Below are 18,603 nucleotides of genomic sequence, written 5' to 3'. Positions count from 1 at the left end.
ATTTACCGTCGTACGGGTGTGGTGAACTACTCGCCATGGAGAACTCGCGCTTCCTCGACTGCCTGTCGGTCGATTTCGCCCGGCTCCGCGCGGTCGCCCGGCGGTCGCCCGCGGCCTCGGTCCCGACGTGTCCGGGGTGGACGGTGGCCGACCTGACCCGCCACGTCGGCGAGGTCTACCTGCACAAGACGCTGGCCATCCGCGACGGCGCCGAGCCCGAGCCGTGGCCACCGGCCGACCTGGCCGCCGAGGGCCCGCTGGAGCTGCTCGACCGGTCCTACGCCGCGCTGCGCCAGGAGCTCGAGACGCGGGAGCCGGGCGACCCGGCCGGCTCGTGGTACTCACCCGACCCAACGGTCGGCTTCTGGATCCGCCGGATGGCACAGGAAACGGTGATCCACCGGGTCGACGCCGAGCTGGGCGCGGGCGAGCCGGTCGCGCCGATCCCCGACGACCTGGCCGTCGACGGCGTCGACGAGCTGCTCAAGGTCTTCGTGTCCTACAGCGTCGGCGAGTGGTCGAGCGCTTTCAAGGAGATCCTCGACCCGTCACCGGGCCGCACGTTCGCCCTACGCACCGACGGCACGGCCTGGCGGGTCCACACGGCGCCGGGCACGTTCACGGTGGAAAACGGCGACACCGCCGAGGCCGACGCGACGATCACCGCCCGCCCAGCGGCCCTGCTGCGCTGGCTATGGCACCGCCAGCCCGACGACGCCGCCGTGACGGTCACGGGACGGCCTGAGGCGCTGACAGAGCTACACGGCTGCATCACGATCGCCACGCAGTAGCCCACGGGACGCATGCCGAGGCTCCAAAGGGGGTGACGTTCACGAGAATGCGAAGACTAGCGCTTGCCGGCGCGTTGCTGGCCGGCCTCGCCGCCTGCGCGGATCCGGGCGCCTCGCCGCTACCGCCACCCGCGTCCGACGGCCCGGTCGGCCCGAGCGTGCCGCCCGCGGCGGCGACGGGCGACTCCGACGGCCGCGCGGCGCTGGACATCCACCGGCCTGGCGACCTCGGCTTCTACGAGTCGTTCAACATGGACGGCACCCCCTCGACCGAACGCTTCGACAACCTCGAAGAGGGCAAGCAGGCGTCGACAGCGGTGATCATCGCCCAGGTTGTCGACATCGTGTCGATCAGCCTTCCGGCGGGCGACGCGACGACGCTCGGCGTGGTGCTCCAGCCGACGGACGTCGTAGCGGGAGCGCTACCGGACGAATCCGCGCACCGCCTCACGGTCGCGCTCCCCGCGGGATCGACAACCGACGAAGAGCAACTAGCCAAACTCCGGCGGCGCCTACCGGCGCAGCCAGGCCTATGGTTCCTGCGCCAAGCAAACGACTCGTTCCACCCGATCTCCCCGCAGGGCTTGTTCGTGCAGGGAAACAACCGCGTAGAGACGCCACTGACAAGAAAGGGAGACGGCGACATGGCGTCCGAAGGCCGCAACTACCGCCGCCTGAGCGCCCTGACCAACGAAATCCGCGGCGTCAGATAAACCCGACCACCCAGCCGAGCACCAGCCCCAGCGAGACGACCTTCTCAGCCGAGCCGTGCGCTACGGTCCGCGATGGGTGTTCGCGCGGGTTCCGCGTTGGTTGAGCGGTTGGTTGCGGTCCGCGATGGGCGTGCGGACGTGGGGTCGTGGCGTTGGCCGAGCGGTGGGTTGCGGTCCGCGAAGGGCGTGCCCAAGCGGGCTCGTGGCGTTGGCCCAGCGGCGGCCGCGGCGTTGGCCGAATGCGCGTCGCGGTCCGCGACGGGCGTGCCCAAGTGGGCTCGTGGTCTTGGCCCAGTGGTTCGCTCCGGATCGTGACGGGCGTGCCGATGCGGCGGTCGCGGCGCTGGCCGAATGGTGCGTTGCCGTCCGCGACGGGCGTCCCCAAGTGGGTCGTGGCGTTGGCTGAGCGGTGGGTTGCGGTCGGCGATGGCCGTGCCCAAGCGGGATCGTGGCGTTGGCCCAGCGGCGGTCGCGGCGTTGGCCGAATGCGGGTTGCGGTCCGCGATGGGCGTGCCCAAGTGTGGTCATGGCGTTCGCCGAGTGGTGCACCGCGGATCGGGACGACCGTCCCCACGCGGAAATGGCGGTGTCCGCTGAGCTTTTTCCTGGGATCACGACGAGCGTGCTTCGGGCTGGGTCGCGGCGTCAGCCGAGCGGTGCGCTTGATTGGGTTGATAGTTCCTCAGATCGCCGCAGCGTCAGGTGAGCGGTGCGCTGTGGATCTGGCCAGCATGGCGCGCCGGTGGTCGCGGCATCAGCCGGGTGGCGCGCTGTTGGCCCGGGCGAGCGTGCCCGGCCGGCGTCGCGGTGCGAGCCGGCGGGAGTGCCGTTGGTTAGGGCGCGTGCCCGCTCGAGGTCTTGGCGCCAGCCGGGGGGTGCGCTGTTGGTTAGGACGAGCGTGTCCGCGCGGCGTCGCGGTGTTAGCCGGGAGTGCTCTGTTGGTTCGGACGACCGTGCTCGGAAGCTCGCGGCGTCAGGCGGCCGTCGCGCTTGGAGGTCGGACGGTCGTGCCCCGCGCCGGGGCGCGGATTCAGACGAGCGGCGCGCTGCGGGTTCGGGCGAGCCGACGCCGCGGGTCGCTGAACTAGATGAGTGGGGCGTTGCAGGCCGCGACCAGGGCGCCGCGGCAGGCGGCGGCCAGGGGGCGTAGCGCGGCGTCGCGGGCCTGGGCCTCGAAGCCGTTGACCGCGCCGCCGGGGGCTACCTCGTCGGCCAGCGCCAGCACGCGGTCGAGCACATTGGCTCGTGCGAACAGGCGCCGTGCGCGTGGGTCGAAGCCCGGCGGTAGTTCGTTGGCGCTGTCCGGCTTGCGGATCGCGGCCAAGGCCCCGGCCAGCTCCGGCCGCCACTGTGCGATGTCGAGCCGGGCCAGGGTGTTGGTTGCTTCCGCCAGCAGCAGGTTGAGCTCGCTCTCCGCCTCGGCGACCGTGACCGGGACCGGCGGCGGTGAGGCGCCCGTCGGCAGTGCGTAGCACCGCCACAGCACCGTCTCGAACGTCACGCCCGAGCCCGAGGTGTGTGTGCGGACCTCCGGGATCAGGCCCAGGTCGCCGGCGATCACGGCCTCGCCCGCGATCAGGGCCGCGCCCGTGAACTCGCCCGGGCCCGGCAGGCCGCGGGGGTCGCCCGGTGCGGGCAGGACCAGGCGGATCTGGTCGGGGGTCAGCTTGGAGAACGCCGTGAGGCCCTCGCGGAGGGAGACGTCGGTCCAGGCGCCGGGTGCGTCCGCGACGAGGTGTTCCTCGTCCAGGGCTACCTCGTCGGCGACCTCGTCATAGGGCACCAGGCCGGCGCGCCACGAGCGGACCCAGGCCACGAGCCGGCTCGACCGGCGCGTCGCGAGGGTGGTGGCACCCGCTGCGGTGGACATGCAGGAAAGGGTACGTGCTGAGCGCGCCGCTGTCTCGATCGTGCCGCCTCCCGTACCCGCGAGGAACACCACACCGGCGTGAGCTGGACAGACCGGTCGATCCGGCGCGTCGGGCGAGGGCGGTGACGGGCGGGCGACTACCGTCCGGACACATGTATGGGGAGGACGTGCTCGCGGGGGACTGGCGGCGCCGCAAGGTGACGCCCGAGGTTGACGCCGAGGTCGATCTGGTGGTCGAGGACGCCGACTCCGGCTTCTGCGGCGCCGTCGTCGGGTTCGAGATGGGCGCCGTCGTGCTCGAGGACCGGTTCGGCAAGCGGCGCAACTTCCCTTTGCTGCCCGCCGCGTTCCTGCTCGACGGGCAGCCCGTCACCTTGCGCAGGCCCGCCGGCAAAGCACCAAGACAGCAAACAGCACGGACGGCCAGCGGATCCGTCGCCGTGGCCGGGGTCACCGCCCGCGTCGCGCGCACCAGCCGCATCTGGGTCGAGGGCATCCACGACGCCGCTCTCGTCGAGCGGATCTGGGGTGACGACCTGCGCATCGAAGGCGTCGTCGTCGAGCCGCTGGACGGCATCGACGATCTGGAGCGGGAGGTCGCCGCGTTCGGGCCCGGTCCGGGAGCGCGGCTCGGCGTGCTCGTCGACCACCTGGTCGCCGGGTCCAAGGAGAGCCGGATCGTCGCCCGGGTGACCTCGCCGCACGTGCTGGTCACGGGTCACCCGTACGTCGACATCTGGCAGGCCGTCAAACCCGCCGCCGTCGGCATCAAGGCCTGGCCCGTGGTGCCGCCGGGACGGCCGTGGAAGGAGGGGATCTGCGCCGCCCTCGGCGTCGCCGACCCCGCCGACATGTGGCGCCGCATCCTCGGCACGGTCCGGTCCTACAAGGACGTCGAAACGCCACTGATCAACTCCATGGAACGGCTGATCGACTTCGTGACAGCAGAAGGTTAGGGACCCAGCCGGTCCGGGTGCCGGGTGAAGATGAACGTCGCGATCTCCAGCGCCGCCGGAACGCCGTGCTCGTCGCGGCGCACCGTCAGCACCTCGCCGTCGTTCGGGCCGCCCCGCCCACGCCATCGCTCCGTCCCCTCGGGCGTGAAGCGCGTCGGCCGGGGCGCGCCCGTGCGCAGCTGCGACAGCACCAGCTCGTTGCTCGTGTCGTCCCACGCCAGGTCGTACTCGATGCCCATCCACCACCAACGGCCCGTCAGCGGCGCCAGCGGCGGTGGCGGCGCGCCGGCCGGGCGCCACGGCGCCGGCAGCTCCGGCTCGCGGTCCAGCACGTCGGTCAGCACGTCCTGCCCGAGGGCGCCGATCGAACCTTCACGGAAGCTGTACGCGTTGGCGAAGCCGACCACCCCCGTGCGCGACCTGCGGTGCACCGCGAGGCAGGCGACGTAGCCGGGCATCGAGCCGCCGTGGCCGACGTAGACGCGCTCGCCCACGCGGTAGAGCTCCAGCCCCAGCCCGTGCCCGGCGGTCCACGCGTCGAGGTCGCTGATCACCACCGGCGCGCACATCTCGGTCAGCGTGTCCGGCGCGAGCACCTCCGGCCGCGGCGCCGCGAGGAACGCCGCCCAGTGGGCCAGATCGGCCACAGTGGACCAGAGCTGGCCGGCCGGCGCCATCGCGCCGGTGTCGGTCCGCGGTTCCTCGCGCAACGTCGCCGACCACGGGTGTACGACGTAGCCGCGCGCGAAGGGCTCGACCGGGTGGTACGTGGTGGCCCGCATCCCCAGCGGGTCGAACAGCCGCTTGGTCAGCAGCGTCGTCCAGTCCTCGCCGGTCACCCGCCGCAGCACGGCGCCCAGCAGCCCGTACGCCAGGTTCGAGTAGTGGTAGGTCCGGTGCGGCGGGAACGCGACCTTGTCGGGCGTGAGCCCGGCGAGCAGCGCCTCGATGTCGTCGCCCTCGTGCCGCTCCCACCACTTGCCCTCGGGCTCGCGCTGGAGGCCCGCGGCGTGGCCGAGGAGCTGGCGCAGCGTGACCCCGCCGACCGGGGTGCCGGGCAGGTGCCGGTAGAGCAGGTCGTCGAGCGCCAGCCGCCCCTCGTCGCGGAGCTGGAGCACCAGGGTCGCGGTCATGGTCTTGGAGATCGACCCGATCCGGTACCGGGTGTCCGGCCCCGGCCGGGCGTCGCCGGGAGCCGCCGGGCCGCCCGCGGTCGCGACGTGGACGAGCGCGCCGTCGCGGACGACACCCAGCGAGATCGACGGGACCCGGCCGGCCGCCTGTGCGGTGGCGACCGCGGCGTCGACCGAGCGGGCGGTCTCCGGCAGCAACGACGTCATCTCGGGCTCCACTCCTCGGTTCGGATGGGCGGTTCCGGAGGGTCAACGTCCCCTATCGACCCGACGTTACCGTCGTGGGACCGTTGCGCTGTCGCAATGGGTGCGCTGCCGTGTCACGATCGATGTGTGGATGTCGTTCTCTGGGTCGTTCTGGGAGTCGTGCTCGCGGTTGCGGAGATGTTCACCGCGACGCTCTTCCTGCTGATGATCTCGGTGGGCGCGCTCGCGGCGGGTGCCGCGGCGGCACTGGGCGCACCCGCGATCGTCCAGGCGATCGTTTTCGCCGCGGTTTCGGGCCTGACCGTTCTCGGTGTCCGCCCGATCATCCAGCGACACCGGCTGTCGGCGCTGGAGAGCAACTCCGCGCCGATCGGGCTGGAGGCGATGGAGGGGTCGAGCGCGCTCGTGCTGGAGCGGGTGGACGCCGACCAGGGCGTCGTCAAGATCGACGGCGAGACGTGGCGGGCCCGCGCGTACGACGCGCAACAGGTGTTCGCGCCGGGCGAACGCGTCCGCGTGATCGAGGTGAAAGGCGCGACCGCCATGGTGTGGCGGGATGACGCCATCGACGGGGACAACACCGGAGAAAAGGTGAACTAAGGATGGAAATTGCCATTGCGGTCGTGGTGGCGGCGATCGTTCTCGTCGCGATCATCACGATCGTGCGCTCGGTGCGGATCGTGCCGCAGCAGCGGATGGACGTCGTGGAGCGGTTGGGCAAATACAAGAGAACCCTGTCGCCGGGCCTGAACCTCCTGGTGCCGTTCGTCGACGCCGTGCGGACCAAGGTCGACATGCGGGAGCAGGTGGTCAGCTTCCCGCCCCAGCCGGTGATCACGTCCGACAACCTCGTCGTCTCCATCGACACCGTGCTGTACTTCCGGGTCGTCGACCCGGTCCGCGCCACCTACGAGATCGCCAACTTCCTGCAGGCGATCGAGCAGCTGACCGTGACCACCCTCCGGAACGTGATCGGCTCCCTCGACCTGGAGAAGGCGCTGACCAGCCGCGAGGAGATCAACAGGCACCTGTCCGGTGTGCTCGACGAGACCACCGGCCGGTGGGGCATCAAGGTGACCCGGGTCGAGATCAAGGCGATCGAGCCGCCGCCGAGCATCCGCGACTCCATGGAGAAGCAGATGCGGGCCGAGCGGGACCGGCGCGCCGCGATCCTCAACGCCGAGGGCCACAAGCAGGCCCAGATTCTCACCGCGGAAGGTGAGAAGCAGGCCGCGGTGCTGCGTGCCGACGGTGACCGGCAGTCCCGGATCCTCCAGGCCGAGGGTCAGGCGAAGGCCATCCGCACGGTGTTCGACGCGATCCACACCGCCAACCCGAGCCAGAAGGTGTTGGCCTACCAATACCTCCAGGCGCTGCCGCAGATCGCCAACGGCTCGGCCAACAAGGTCTGGATCGTCCCGACCGAGCTGACCAAGGCACTGGAGGGCATGGGCGGCGCACTCGGCGGGCTGGCCAACATGGTCGGCGACCAGCCGACGAAGGGCGTCGACTCCAGCGCCGTCGAGCGCGAGGCCGACGAGGCCGCGCAGGCCGCCGCGCAGGCGGCGGCGGAGGTCAATCACGAGGTACGCCAGGCGGAGGAGCAGGTCTCGAGCAGCCCCGGTCTGCCGCCCGGCACGCCCGGCACGCCCGGCATCACGGCGGGCGAGCCCGTGCCGCCGTCCGCTGTGCTCGGTGAGGAGCGTCCGCCCGAGCACGCCTGAGCGAGTTCACCGAAGGGCCCTTATCCAGTGGATAGGGGCCCTTTCGGCTGTTCGGTGAAAGTTGCTCACGGTTTCGCCGATCCAACGCGAGCGACCCTCGCAAGCTGTCACGATTCGCGTAGGTAACGCACGGTCACCCTATGATCACGGGCGCCACCAGCGGTCGCCGGGTGATCGTGGTCCGTTCCGCCGAGAATCGAGGTGACGGCGATGGGTCACGTGGCGAAGCACTCCGCCGGTGCGGGGTCGGGGTCCAACCGGGACCGTTCCACGCCGCCGGGCAAGCCGGCCGAGGAGACACCGGCGGAGCCGGTCGCGGTCAAGCCCGGTGAACCGGGGGACCGGCCCGGCGACACGGCCAACTCGGTCGTGGTCGAGCCGCTGGACCCGGCCACGGACCGCACGGTGCTGCGCCCGACCGTGCCGGGCCGCACGACCCGCCGCTGGTGGCAGTTGGGCCGAGGCGCCGAGAGCGCCCGCCCTGGCACCGAACAGTCCCGCCGCTCCACCCGGGAGCGAACCGAGCGCGGCTCGTCGCGCGGGCGCCACGCGGAGCGCCCCGAGGACCGCGAGCCACCGTTCCGCTGGCGCCCTGCGGGCTCGGACGGTGCGGCCCAGCCGGGGGAGGACACGACCCGACACCGCGGACCGTCGTACTGGAGCCGGTCGGCGGACCGTAACCACCGCGACGAGCCGCCGTGGACCAGTTCTTTCGCGACCACGGCGGACGAGGCCGACGACGACGACCACGATGACGGCCTGGCCGCGGTGAAGCTGCGGGAGGGCGAGCGCTCGCGCCTGCGTCCGAGCGCGCCGACCGGCACGCCGACCTACGAGGGCTCGGGCATCGAGGACACGGCGGTCCTGCCGAAGATCGGCCAGGCGATTCAGACACAGCGGATCTGGACCACCCGCCCGGACCCCGAGGAAGCGGAGGAGCGGGCCGAGGAATCCGCCGACGAGCCGCGGAAGAACAAGAAGATCGACGTCACCAGCCTGCTCGACGTGGGCATGAAGCTGCTCCCGGAGGTGGACCCGGACGTACCGGAGGGCCCGGTCACCAACGCCCGCTGGGCGGCGCTGGTCCGCTCGGCCGCGCGCCGCCTGATCTGGACCCTGCCGGCAGCCGGCGTCGTGGCCGCCGCGGCCTCGATCGGCGCCATGGTCGGCGGCGGCCCGGCTCACTACCTCAGCGGCGAGGCGCCGTTCCGCCTCATCGCCTGGGTGACCAGCGTCTGGCTCGCCATGGTCGCGATGATCGCGCTGGTCGGCGTCCTCTCCGCGGTCCGCAGCCGTGCCGCCGCCGTGCTGGGACTCATGCTGGGCATCCTCGGCGGCGTCTCGATGCTGATGTGGGCCGCGGTGCCGCCGGAGACGCCGATCTGGGGCCTGAGCGCGAAGACGCTGGCCCTGTCCTGCGCGGGCATCTACAGCGCCGGCTGGATGGCGATGGGTTGGTCGGTCTTCCGCTCGCGGATGTTCGCGCGCGGGGACGGCCTGATGCTCATCTGCGCCGGCCCGATGGTGGGCATCGCGGGCCTCTGGATGTCGCCGTTCCACACGGCCGGCGCTCTGCTGCTGTTCGCCGCGGGCCTCGGCATCGCCTGGAAGTCCGGCAGCACCCTGCGCGCCGTCCGCGCGGGCCGGGCACCGGCCCCGCCGGCCCGGCCGCTGGAGTTGGCGGAGATCCGCCCGCGCCGCGCGAAGAAGGCCAAGCCGCCGAAGCCGGCCAAGCAACGACGCCGGCGCGGCAAGCAGGAAGCCAAGCAGGCAGCCAAGCAGGAAGCCAAGCCGGCACAGGAAACCAGGCCGGCCTGGGAAGCCAGGCCGGCCACCGGCCGCGCCGAGGTCACCCGGTCACCCTGGGCACCGCCGCCCAACGGGCAGGCGTCCCAACCGCCCGCCGCGAAGCCACCGCAATCGCCCACTGCGAAGGCGTCGCCGCCGGCCAAGGACGAGAAGCCGTCCCGCCGCCCGGGCAAGCGCCGCCTCCGCCTCGGCGCGACCACCAGGGAGACCGCGCCGGAGCCGAACAAGGACAACAACCGCAAGCGCTGACCACCAGCGGACCAGGGCACAGCCGTCGCCGCCCACCCGGCGCCGGCTGTGCCCGCCGCATGCGCGGCTCACAGGTCGCTGGCGTCGCGCCCGGTGCGCAGGGTTTCCGGCGTCAGGAGATGTTCGGGGCCCTCGCCGCGCGAGTGGATCTGCCAGTAGTGCGGCGCGATCGTGTCCGGATCCGCGTCGTTCGCGTCGAGGGACAGCGGGACGTGCGCCGCGTAGACGCCCTTGCCGGCCAACGCGTCGTGCAGGTTCAGCACCCAGTTGCGTAGCGCCGCGCAGGCGATGCCGACGTTGCCCATCGTCGGCATCGGGGCCACGGAACAGGGGCCCGTGGTGAACAGCAGCGTGCCCGTCCCGCGTTCGAGCATGTCGGGCAGGACCTGCCCGGTCGCCGTGATCGCGCCGTGCACATAGAAGTCGATGTGCGGCTGGACGTTGGCGACGCTCACCTCCAGCGGGCCCGCCAGCACCATCCCGGGCTCCAGGCCGCGCGGCGCCGGTGAGAACTCCAGCACCTCGACCGGGTCGTGGTTGGCGGCGATCTCCTTGAACGCGCGCACCAGCGTCGCCCGATCCAGGATGTCGGCCCGGTAACCCGCCGCCGCGACGCCGGCCGTACCCAGTTCGGCGACCATCTCGTCCAATGAGGACTGACGACGCGCGATCAGCGCCACCTCGTAGCCCTGCTCGCCGAACACCCGGGCGATGGACAGACCCAGACCGGGGCCTGCTCCGACGATCGCGATGGTGGGCACGGCCGCGGCCTAGCGTCGGGTGTCGACGACGAGCTTGCCGAGCTTGTGCTGGCCGAAGTCGGCCAGGGCCTGCGGCGCCTCGGACATCGCGTACGTGTGTGTGATCGGCGCCCGCAACGCGCCCGACGCCAGCGCGTCCAGGATCGTGCCGAGGGACTCCGGCGTGAACGAGGCGACCACCGATGTCACCTTGATGTCCGACCGGCCGACCGTGGCCGCCGAAGCGCCGGTCGCCGACGAGAGCCGGCCACCGGGCGGCAGCAGCGCCGCCAACTCCCGGCCGTCGCCGGCCGCCTGCACGATCGCCGACAGCCCGGGCGGGGCCGCGAGACCGTTCGTGTAGTCGACCGTCTCGTTGGCACCCAGCCCACGGACGAACTCGGTCGCCTCGCCGGGCCGGGCCGTCGCGTACACAGTGGCGCCCGCCGCCCGGGCGAACTGCACCGCGAACGCGCCGACGCCGCCGGTCGCGCCGGCGACCAGCACCGTGTCGTCGGACGTCAGTGCCAGCGCGTCGACCAGCGCCCGGGCCGTGACCGCGGCCAGGCCCGCGGCCGCCGCCTGCTCCTCGCTGATGCCTTCGGGCAGCGGCGCGACGCTGCGCGCGTCGAAGACGATCGTGTCGGTCAACGTGCCCCGGGCCAGCGACATGCCGGTGATCACGCCGGCGACGCGGTCGCGGGGCCGGATCGTCGCGACGCCCGGGCCGACCCGCTCGACGGTGCCCGCGAAGTCGCGGCCGAGCACCACAGGGAAATGATGGGGTACGGAGTCCCACAGCAACCCGGCACCCGCCGCGGCATCGATCCCGTTGACCGAGGCCGCCTCCACCGCCACCCGGATCTGCCCGGGGCCCGGGTTGGGGACCGGGACGTCCAGCACAGCGGGGCTTTGATCGCGCCCGGTGACCGCCAGTGCTCGTGCCATCGCGAGACCACCTCACCTATTTGGGGGATTGTCCCTGCTTAGCTCCTTCTGCGACGCTAGCACGACCGGGGAACAATCCCCGGTTACGCCGTAAGGTATCTGCCATGTCTCCCGGGAGCCTGCGGGCCGACGCCGAGCGCAATCGCCGCCAACTCGTCGACGCCGCCCGCGCGGTCTTCGCCGCGCGCGGCCTCGACGCGCCGCTGGACGACATCGCCCGGCGCGCGCGGGTCGGCAACGCCACCCTCTACCGGCGCTTCCCACGGCGCCGCGACCTGGTCGGCGCCGTCTTCGTCGAGCCGCTCCGCGAGGTCGTCGCCGCCGCCCGCACCGCGCTCGACGACCCGGACCCGTGGCGGGCCTTCACCGAGCACCTGACCTACCTCTGCGAGCTGCAGGCCCGCGACCGCGCCCTGGCCGAGCTGCTCACCGCGCGTATGTCCGAAGTGGACGAGCTGGACGACCTGCGGGACATCGCCTTCGACTACCTCACCGCGCTGATCGACCGGGCCCGCGCGGCCGGTGCGATCCGCACCGGTGTCGACCACGCCGACGTGGTGCTGATCCTGATGGCCAACGCCGGCCTGGTCGAGCGGACCGCCGCCAGCGCACCGGACGCCTGGCGCCGGCACCTGGGCTACGTGCTCGACGGTCTGCGCCCCGCGCCGCAACAGGAGCGACCGACGCTGCACCGGCAGGCCGCGCCCATGCCCGGCTGACGCGGGCCGACCGGCGGGGCGGAGAATGGCCGTCGTGCCCGTCACCGTGATCACCGAGCCGGGCGACGAGCGGCTCGCCGACTACCGGGCGCTGACCGACGTCGAGCTGCGCACCCGCTGGGAGCCGCCGCACGGCCTCTTCATCGCCGAGGGCGAACTCGTGCTCCGCCGCGCCCTGCGGGCCGGCTATCGCCCCCGCTCGTTCCTGGTCGACGAGAAGCGCGTCGACCAGATCGGCGACCTGACCGAGACCGCCCCGGTGTACGCGGCCGGCCAGAGCGTCCTGGAGCAGGCCACCGGCTTCCACGTCCACCGCGGTGTGCTGGCCAGCTTCCACCGCCGCCCGCTGCCGGACGTCGACACCCTGCTGGCCGGCGCCCGCAGGCTCGCGATCCTCGAGGACGTCAACAACCACACCAACGTCGGCGCGATCTTCCGCGGCGCCGCGGCCCTCGGCGTCGACGCCGTGCTGCTGTCGCCGACCTGCGCCGATCCGCTCTACCGCCGCAGCGTCCGGGTCAGCATGGGCGAGGTGTTCGCCGTGCCCTACGCGACCGTGGCGCCCTGGCCGGACGCCCTGGCGCGGGTCCGGCGGGCGGGCTTCACCGTGATCGCGATGACCCCCGGCGTCGACGCCGTGCCGTTGCAGAGACTGACGAAGGAGCAGCGGCACAGGGCCGCCCTTCTGCTCGGCGCCGAGGGACCCGGCATCACCCCCGGCGCGATCCGGGCCAGCGACGTCCGCGTCGCCATCCCGATGCGCAACGGCGTCGACTCCCTCAACGTCGCGGCGGCCGCCGCGGTCGCCTTCTGGGAGTTGGGCCGCGAAGACTAGGGCAGCAGCTTCGCGTAGGTCTCGGGCACGAAGTGCGGGCCGCCCGGTGTGAACACCTCGGAGTCGGACGCCGCCGCCCAGGCCTCCGGTGGCACCGCCGCGACCAGTGCGGTCACCACCGGCGTGCCCGACCAGCCCGGGTGGCGGGCCAGCAGCCCGAGCGCGACCAGCGACTCCTCGACCTCACCGACGCACTCGAACGGCTTGTGCCCGTCGATGCCGAGGATCTCCAGGTAGCCCGGGATCTGTGCGGGATCGGCGAACAGGTCGAGCCCGAAGATCCCGATGAGCCGCGCCGGCTCCATGAACGGCGCCATGGCGAGGAAGACGAACCGGCACTTCGGGCAGTGCCCGCACCACCGGGCGGTCGCGTCCCGCAGCTTGAACGCCTGGTTGCAGCTCGTCACCACGTCGTCGTAGCCGGAAAAGCCGGCGAACAGCTTGGCGATGTGGAGTTCGGAGAGCGTACGCAGCAGCGAGAAATAGGGGTCGACGAGCCCGGCGTGCGCGGCCAGCGCGTCCCGCAGCAGCCCCTCAGCCTCGACGCCCTTCGACCACTGGTGGTTGATCTCCTGACCGTTCCAGATCAGGTTGGGGTCGGACGCCGACCGCTCGTTGGACATCACCACCGGCCCGAGCCCGTGCAGCACCGCGGTGGCCACCGCGATCAGCGAGTTGATCGCCGTGACCGGGATGTGCCCGTTGCGGGCGCCGAGACCGTTGAGCTCGAGCAGCAACGGGTCGAGCTTGCGGCGGGCGGCCAGTGCCGGCACGCCGGAGGCCGCGTTGACCGCCTCGATGATCCGGTTGGGGTTCACCGAGAACGGCACGGGGTCGAATCCGCCGGCCCGCAACGTCTCCAGCGTGACGATCGAGTCCTTGCCGCCGCCGACCGCCGACAGCGGCCGCCCCTCGGTCAGCTCGGGCACGGCCGGCGCAGGCGTTGCGGAGCCCGGCACCGACGGCACCAGCGTCAGCACGTGCGGCAGGTCGTTGCGGTACGCGTACTCCGCGAGCCCCTTGGTGTAGACAGCGGTGACGTAGTCGATCACCGGCTGTGACAGCGGCGCGGGCAACGAGAGCTGGTGCGGCGCGGCCGCTTTGTAATAGCTGACCCCGGCGACCAGGTGGAGCAGCGAGAGCACCTGGCGGAAGGCGGCCAGCCGGGCCTCGGACGGCGCCACCGCCGGCACCGGGAACGTCACGGTCTCGGTGAACGAGAGCGCACCCGCCGGCCCGTCGAGCTCGTAGTCGAAGGTCGCCACCCCACTCGCCTCGTCGTACGACGAGGATGGGAACCGGAACACCGCCATCTGGCCGAGCTGGTCGTTGCGCACACGCCATACTAGGTCGGCGCCCGCCACCGGGCAGCTCGACACCACGAGGAGAACCCGCATGAGGCTGGCCGACCTGCAGGGACGCCGGGTGGCGGTCTGGGGCACCGGTCGGGAGGGCCGGGCCGCCGTGCTGGCGATCGCGCCGCACCGACCCGCGAGCCTGGTCGCGGTCGACGACAGCGGCAACTTCCTCAGCCTGCCCTGGGAGGGCGAGCTGGCCGCCGCGGCGCCGCTCACGGACCGTTACGAGGCGCTCGCGGAGGCCGACGTCGTGGTGCGCTCGCCCGGCGTCCCGCAGACGCATCCGTGGATGATCAAGCTGCGCGACCAGGGCGTCCCGGTCACCCAGGGCACGGCGCTGTGGATGGCCGACCACGCGGACCGCACCGTCGGGGTCACCGGCAGCAAGGGCAAGAGCACCACGTCGAGCCTGGTCAGCCACCTGCTCACGGCGGTCGACCGGCCGAACGTCTACGGCGGCAACATCGGCGTGCCGGTGCTCGACCTCCCGGCCGACGCCGACCGGTACGTGCTGGAGCTGTCCAGCTACCAGTGCTCCGACCTGACCGTCTCGCCCGCGGTCGCCGTCGTGACCGCGCTGTTCCCCGAGCACCTCGACGCGCACGGCGGCGAGGAGGAGTACTACCGCGACAAGCTCAACATCGTCGCCCACGGACCGAAAGCGATCATCTACAACGGCGCCGACCCGCGCCTTGCCGCACGCCTGCGCGACCGGCCGGAGGCCACCGCCGTCAATGTCCCGGGTGGCTTCCGGATCGACGGCGACGACGTCGTCGCCCCCGACGGCACACGGTTGTTCGCGCGGGCCGCGCTCAACCTCCCCGGCCGGCACAACGCCGGCAACCTCTGCGTCGCCCTGGCGGTGCTCACCGCGCTGGGCATCGACTGCGTCGAGAAGGCGCCACAACTGCGCGCGGCGGCCGAGAGCTTCCAGCCCCTCCCGCACCGGCTCGCCGAGATCGCCGACCCGTCCGGCCTCACCTTCGTCGACGACACGCTCGCCACCAGCCCCTACGCCACCACACACGCGATCGACGCGTACGAAGGCCGGCCGTTGACCGTGATCGTCGGCGGCAATGACCGCGGCGTGGACTACACCGTGCTCCGCGACCACCTCGAGCGGCTCGACGAGATCACCGTGCTCGGCATCCCCGACAGCGGCCCCCGGATCGTCGACGCGCTCAAGGGCCTCGACAACGTGCGTGCCGAGGTGGTTGACGATCTCGCGGCCGCGGTCCGCCGGGCCCGCGCGCTGACCCCGGCCGGGGGAGTGGTGCTGCTGTCACCCGGTGCTCCCAGCTACGGCCGTTTCCGCAACTTCGAGCACCGCAGCCAGGCGTACGCGGAAGCGATCAAGGAAAGCGCGGTCTGACGAGGTCCAATACCCGTCGGGGTGTGCTAGACCGTGAGGATGACGAGCACCGACGACCTGCTGGCCCGGCACCGTGCCGTGATGCCGAGCTGGATGCCGCTCTACTACGCCGAGCCGCTGGAGATCGTGTCCGGGTCCGGCCGCCGGGTCACCTGCTCCGACGGCCGCACCTACCTGGACTTCTTCGGCGGCGTGCTGACCACGATGGTCGGCTACGACATACCGGAGATCACCGAGGCGGTGGAACGGCAGCTGCGCACCGGGGTGGCACACACCTCGACGCTCTACCTGATCCGCGCACAGGTCGAGCTGGCCGAGAAGATCGCCCGTTTGTCCGGCATTCCGGACGCGCGGGTCTTCTTCACCAACTCGGGCACCGAGGCCAACGAGGCCGCGCTGCTGATGGCCACCAACTACCGCCGGTCCAACCAGATCCTCGCGGTGCGCAACAGCTACCACGGCCGCTCGTACGCCGCGATGGGCATCACCGGCCACCGCAGCTGGTCGTCGAGCTCGCTCAACCCGCTGCAGGTGAGCTGGCTGCACTCCAGCGACCGGCTGCGCGGCCTGCTGTCCCGGCTCGGCGCCGACGAGCACGTCGACGCGGCCGTCGACGACCTGCGCGAGGTGCTCGCGACCCAGACCGCGGGCGACGTCGCCGCGCTGATCGCCGAGCCGGTGCAGGGCGTGGGCGGGTTCGTCGCCGGCCCGGACGGGCTGTTCGGCGCGCTCAAGAAGGTCCTCGACGAAACCGGCATCCTGCTCATCTCCGACGAGGTGCAGACCGGCTGGGGCCGCACGGGCGACCACTTCTGGGGCTACCAGGCCCACGGCGTCGTGCCGGACCTGCTGACCTTCGCCAAGGGCATCGGCAACGGGTACGCGCTCGCCGGCGTCGTCGGCCGCGCCGACGTGGTCAACGAGGTCCCGGCGATCTCCTTCTCGACGTTCGGCGGCAACCCGATCTCGACGGCGGCCGGCAACGCCACGCTCGACTACGTGCTCGACCACGACCTGCAGGCCAACGCGGCCCGGACAGGCGCGATCCTGCGGGACGGCCTGCGCGAGCAGGTCGGCGACAACCCGATCGTCGGTGAGATCCGCGGCCGCGGCCTGATGCTGGCCATCGAGCTCGTCCAGCCGGGCACCACCGTGCCCGACGTGCCGGCCACCCTGCGGGTGTTCGAGGCCTGCCGCCAGGGCGGGCTGCTGGTCGGCAAGGGCGGTCTCTACAACAACGTCCTGCGCATGGGCCCGCCGCTCACCTTGACCGAGGACGAGGCCCGCGAGGCCCTGGACATCCTGGTCAACGCGATCCGGGAGGCAAGCGCCGCCTAACCGTCACCGCTTCGAAACCCCGCCGGCGAAGGCTCGCCGGCGGGGTTTCGCGTCTGTGTCGGCGCGTAACAGTTTGAAAACTTCACCCAGAGCCTTGACACGGAGGTGGCTTTAGTAAGAACTTTTACCACTAACAGTTAACACTCCTTCCGAAAGGCGGATCCCATGATCGAGCGCGAGGCCGACTCGACCGCCACCGCGGTCGTCGATGCCTCGCTCGCCGACGGGGTCCTGCTCCGGGTGCGTGCGGGCCTTCCGGAGTTCACCGGCGCGTTGCAGCGGGTGGCCGAGCAGGTGCTGGCCGACCCGGCCGCCGCGGCCCGGGCGACGATCGTCGAGCTGGCCGAGCGCAGCGGCACCTCGCCGGCCACGGTCACCCGGTTCTGCCGGGCCCTCGGCTTCGACGGCTACGCCGACCTGCGGCTGGGCATCGCGGCCGAGACCGGCCGCGCCCGGTCGGCGGGTTGGACCTTCGACATCGGCCGCGAGATCCAGCCGACCGACCCGCTGGACCGCGTGCTCGGCCAGATCATGGCCGCCGACACCCGGGCCATGCACGACACCGCCGCGCTGCTCGACCTGGCCGAGGTGCAGCGGGCCGCCGACGCGATCGCCGCCGCCAGCCGGGTCGACATCTTCGGTGCGAGCGGCAGCGCCCTGGTCGGCGAGGAGATGCAGTTCAGCCTGCACCGCATCGGCGTCGCCGCGTGGGCCTGGACCGACGTGCACAACGGCCTGGCCAGCGCCGCGCTGCTGCGCCCCGGCGACGTCGCGCTGGGCGTGAGCCACAGCGGCGGCACCCGGGAGACCATCGAGATGCTCGCCGAGGCCGGCAGCCGCGGCGCCACCACGGTCGCGCTGACCAGCTTCCCGCGCTCGCCGCTGGCCGAGCTCGCCGACATCGTGCTGCTGACCGCCGCGCAGGCCACCACGTTCCGGCCCGACGCGCTCTCGGCCCGGCACCCGCAGCTCGTCGTGCTCGACCTGCTCTACATCGCGGTCGCGCAGCGCACCCACGACCGCGCGCACGCCGCGTTCCAGCGCACCGCACAGGCGGTCGACGGCCACAAGAAGGGTGGTGCGCTGTGATGGTCTCCGCCCGCGAGTACGCGGACGCCGTGCTGCCCCTGCTCGACGGACTGCTGGACGCGCAGGCCGACGGCCTCGGACGCGCGGCGGACCTGATCGCCACGAGCCTGCGCGGCGGGGGAGTGCTGCAGGCGTTCGGCGCCGGCCACTCGGCCGCGTTCGCCGCCGACCTGGTCGGCCGCGCGGGCGGGCTGGTGCCCACCAACCGGCTCGACCTCCACGATCTCGTGCTGCACGGCGACGCGCACCGTGACGTGCTCGGCGACCCGAAGCTCGAGCGCGACCCGGGCATCGCGCACCAGATCTACGCGCTGGCCCGGCCGCAGGAGCGGGACGTGTTCGTGGTCGCGTCGCAGTCCGGGATCAACGGCTCGGTCGTCGAACTGGCGGCCCTGGTGAAAGAGCGCGGCCACCACCTGATCGCGGTCACCTCGGTGGCCCACACGAACCGGGTGGCACCACGCCACCCGTCCGGTCGGCGGTTGGCCGACCTCGCCGACGTCGTGCTGGACAACGGCGCGCCGTACGGCGACGCACTGCTGCCGACGCACGACGGCGGCACGGTCTGTGCGGTCTCGTCGGTCACCGCTGCGCTGCTGGCGCAGTTGTTGACCGCCGAGGTCGTACGACGGTTCCACCAACTCGGAGAGGTGCCCCCTATCTACCTCTCCGCAAACGTCCCCGGTGGGGACGCGCACAACCACGCCCTCGAATCGCGATACGCCGGGCGTCTCCGGCGTACCGCATGACCC

General features: G+C 72.3%; 17 protein-coding genes. 12 read left to right on the top strand and 5 right to left on the bottom strand.

What is annotated here, in order from left to right:
• Positions 1 to 35: 35 nt before the first annotated feature.
• Together Air01nite_RS28155 and Air01nite_RS28150 are read left to right on the top strand one after the other, a co-directional pair.
• Positions 36 to 791, top strand: coding sequence for a maleylpyruvate isomerase family mycothiol-dependent enzyme (locus Air01nite_RS28155; protein WP_203706341.1), 756 nt, complete (start codon positions 36 to 38; stop codon positions 789 to 791).
• 74 nt (positions 792 to 865) lie between these two features.
• Entirely contained in the window at positions 866 to 1,504 is a 639-nt protein-coding gene (locus Air01nite_RS28150; RefSeq protein WP_203706340.1) for a hypothetical protein, read from the top strand.
• 1,084 nt (positions 1,505 to 2,588) lie between these two features.
• Here the strand turns inward: Air01nite_RS28150 and Air01nite_RS28145 are convergent.
• The gene (locus tag Air01nite_RS28145) at positions 2,589 to 3,374 is read right to left on the bottom strand and encodes an Rv1486c family protein (RefSeq protein WP_203706339.1); all 786 of its coding nucleotides are present in this window, start codon (positions 3,372 to 3,374) and stop codon (positions 2,589 to 2,591) included.
• A gap of 152 nt (positions 3,375 to 3,526) precedes the next feature.
• On the opposite strand from Air01nite_RS28145, the gene Air01nite_RS28140 reads away from it, so the two are divergent.
• Positions 3,527 to 4,330 (top strand): DUF3097 domain-containing protein, encoded by an 804-nt coding sequence (locus Air01nite_RS28140; RefSeq protein ID WP_203706338.1) that lies wholly within the window; start codon positions 3,527 to 3,529, stop codon positions 4,328 to 4,330.
• On the opposite strand, the gene Air01nite_RS28135 is transcribed toward Air01nite_RS28140, so the two are convergent.
• Positions 4,327 to 5,670 (bottom strand): serine hydrolase domain-containing protein, encoded by a 1,344-nt coding sequence (locus Air01nite_RS28135; protein WP_203706337.1) that lies wholly within the window; start codon positions 5,668 to 5,670, stop codon positions 4,327 to 4,329. The two genes, Air01nite_RS28140 and Air01nite_RS28135, sit on opposite strands and share 4 nt — an antisense overlap.
• Positions 5,671 to 5,796: 126 nt before the next feature.
• Here Air01nite_RS28135 and Air01nite_RS28130 point away from each other — a divergent pair, with 126 nt between their 5' ends.
• The 3 genes from Air01nite_RS28130 to Air01nite_RS28120 all read left to right on the top strand — a co-directional run bounded on the left by Air01nite_RS28130 (position 5,797) and on the right by Air01nite_RS28120 (position 9,452).
• Positions 5,797 to 6,270: an NfeD family protein gene (locus tag Air01nite_RS28130; RefSeq protein ID WP_203706336.1), complete on the top strand. Its 474-nt coding sequence runs from the start codon at positions 5,797 to 5,799 to the stop codon at positions 6,268 to 6,270.
• Between the two features lie 2 nt (positions 6,271 to 6,272).
• Positions 6,273 to 7,394 carry an SPFH domain-containing protein gene (locus Air01nite_RS28125; protein ID WP_203706335.1) on the top strand — a complete coding sequence of 374 codons (1,122 nt, stop codon included), beginning with the start codon at positions 6,273 to 6,275 and terminating at the stop codon, positions 7,392 to 7,394.
• Positions 7,395 to 7,604: 210 nt separating this feature from the next.
• Positions 7,605 to 9,452 carry a DUF2339 domain-containing protein gene (locus tag Air01nite_RS28120; protein ID WP_203706334.1) on the top strand — a complete coding sequence of 616 codons (1,848 nt, stop codon included), beginning with the start codon at positions 7,605 to 7,607 and terminating at the stop codon, positions 9,450 to 9,452.
• A gap of 68 nt (positions 9,453 to 9,520) precedes the next feature.
• On the opposite strand, the gene Air01nite_RS28115 is transcribed toward Air01nite_RS28120, so the two are convergent.
• Positions 9,521 to 10,213, bottom strand: coding sequence for an SDR family NAD(P)-dependent oxidoreductase (locus tag Air01nite_RS28115; protein WP_203706333.1), 693 nt, complete (start codon positions 10,211 to 10,213; stop codon positions 9,521 to 9,523).
• 9 nt (positions 10,214 to 10,222) lie between these two features.
• Positions 10,223 to 11,140, bottom strand: coding sequence for an NADP-dependent oxidoreductase (locus Air01nite_RS28110; protein WP_203706332.1), 918 nt, complete (start codon positions 11,138 to 11,140; stop codon positions 10,223 to 10,225).
• Positions 11,141 to 11,244: 104 nt separating this feature from the next.
• Between Air01nite_RS28110 and Air01nite_RS28105 the strand changes: the two genes are divergently transcribed.
• Both Air01nite_RS28105 and Air01nite_RS28100 read left to right on the top strand, forming a co-directional pair.
• Positions 11,245 to 11,859 carry a TetR/AcrR family transcriptional regulator gene (locus tag Air01nite_RS28105; RefSeq protein WP_203706331.1) on the top strand — a complete coding sequence of 205 codons (615 nt, stop codon included), beginning with the start codon at positions 11,245 to 11,247 and terminating at the stop codon, positions 11,857 to 11,859.
• Positions 11,860 to 11,893: 34 nt separating this feature from the next.
• The gene (locus tag Air01nite_RS28100; protein WP_373310482.1) at positions 11,894 to 12,694 is read left to right on the top strand and encodes a TrmH family RNA methyltransferase; all 801 of its coding nucleotides are present in this window, start codon (positions 11,894 to 11,896) and stop codon (positions 12,692 to 12,694) included.
• Here Air01nite_RS28100 and Air01nite_RS28095 read toward each other — a convergent pair.
• Positions 12,691 to 14,031 carry a MurL-like N-terminal domain-containing gene (locus Air01nite_RS28095; protein WP_203706360.1) on the bottom strand — a complete coding sequence of 447 codons (1,341 nt, stop codon included), beginning with the start codon at positions 14,029 to 14,031 and terminating at the stop codon, positions 12,691 to 12,693. The two genes, Air01nite_RS28100 and Air01nite_RS28095, sit on opposite strands and share 4 nt — an antisense overlap.
• Positions 14,032 to 14,089: 58 nt before the next feature.
• Here Air01nite_RS28095 and murD point away from each other — a divergent pair, with 58 nt between their 5' ends.
• The 4 genes from murD to Air01nite_RS28075 all read left to right on the top strand — a co-directional run bounded on the left by murD (position 14,090) and on the right by Air01nite_RS28075 (position 18,600).
• Positions 14,090 to 15,424 carry a UDP-N-acetylmuramoyl-L-alanine--D-glutamate ligase gene (murD, locus tag Air01nite_RS28090; RefSeq protein ID WP_203706329.1) on the top strand — a complete coding sequence of 445 codons (1,335 nt, stop codon included), beginning with the start codon at positions 14,090 to 14,092 and terminating at the stop codon, positions 15,422 to 15,424.
• Between the two features lie 39 nt (positions 15,425 to 15,463).
• Positions 15,464 to 16,762, top strand: a complete 1,299-nt coding sequence (locus Air01nite_RS28085) for an aspartate aminotransferase family protein (protein ID WP_203706328.1) — start codon at positions 15,464 to 15,466, stop codon at positions 16,760 to 16,762.
• A 165-nt stretch (positions 16,763 to 16,927) separates the two neighbouring features.
• Positions 16,928 to 17,851, top strand: a complete 924-nt coding sequence (locus tag Air01nite_RS28080) for a MurR/RpiR family transcriptional regulator (protein ID WP_203706327.1) — start codon at positions 16,928 to 16,930, stop codon at positions 17,849 to 17,851.
• Positions 17,851 to 18,600: a sugar isomerase domain-containing protein gene (locus Air01nite_RS28075; protein ID WP_203706359.1), complete on the top strand. Its 750-nt coding sequence runs from the start codon at positions 17,851 to 17,853 to the stop codon at positions 18,598 to 18,600. The genes Air01nite_RS28080 and Air01nite_RS28075 overlap by 1 nt, the downstream gene beginning before the upstream one ends.
• Positions 18,601 to 18,603 lie beyond the last annotated feature (3 nt).

The organism is Asanoa iriomotensis, assembly GCF_016862515.1.
GTDB classification, from domain to species: Bacteria; Actinomycetota; Actinomycetes; order Mycobacteriales; family Micromonosporaceae; genus Asanoa; species Asanoa iriomotensis.
The sequence above is the reverse complement of the archived record's forward strand: the minus strand, read 5'-3'. Positions and strand labels throughout refer to the sequence as shown.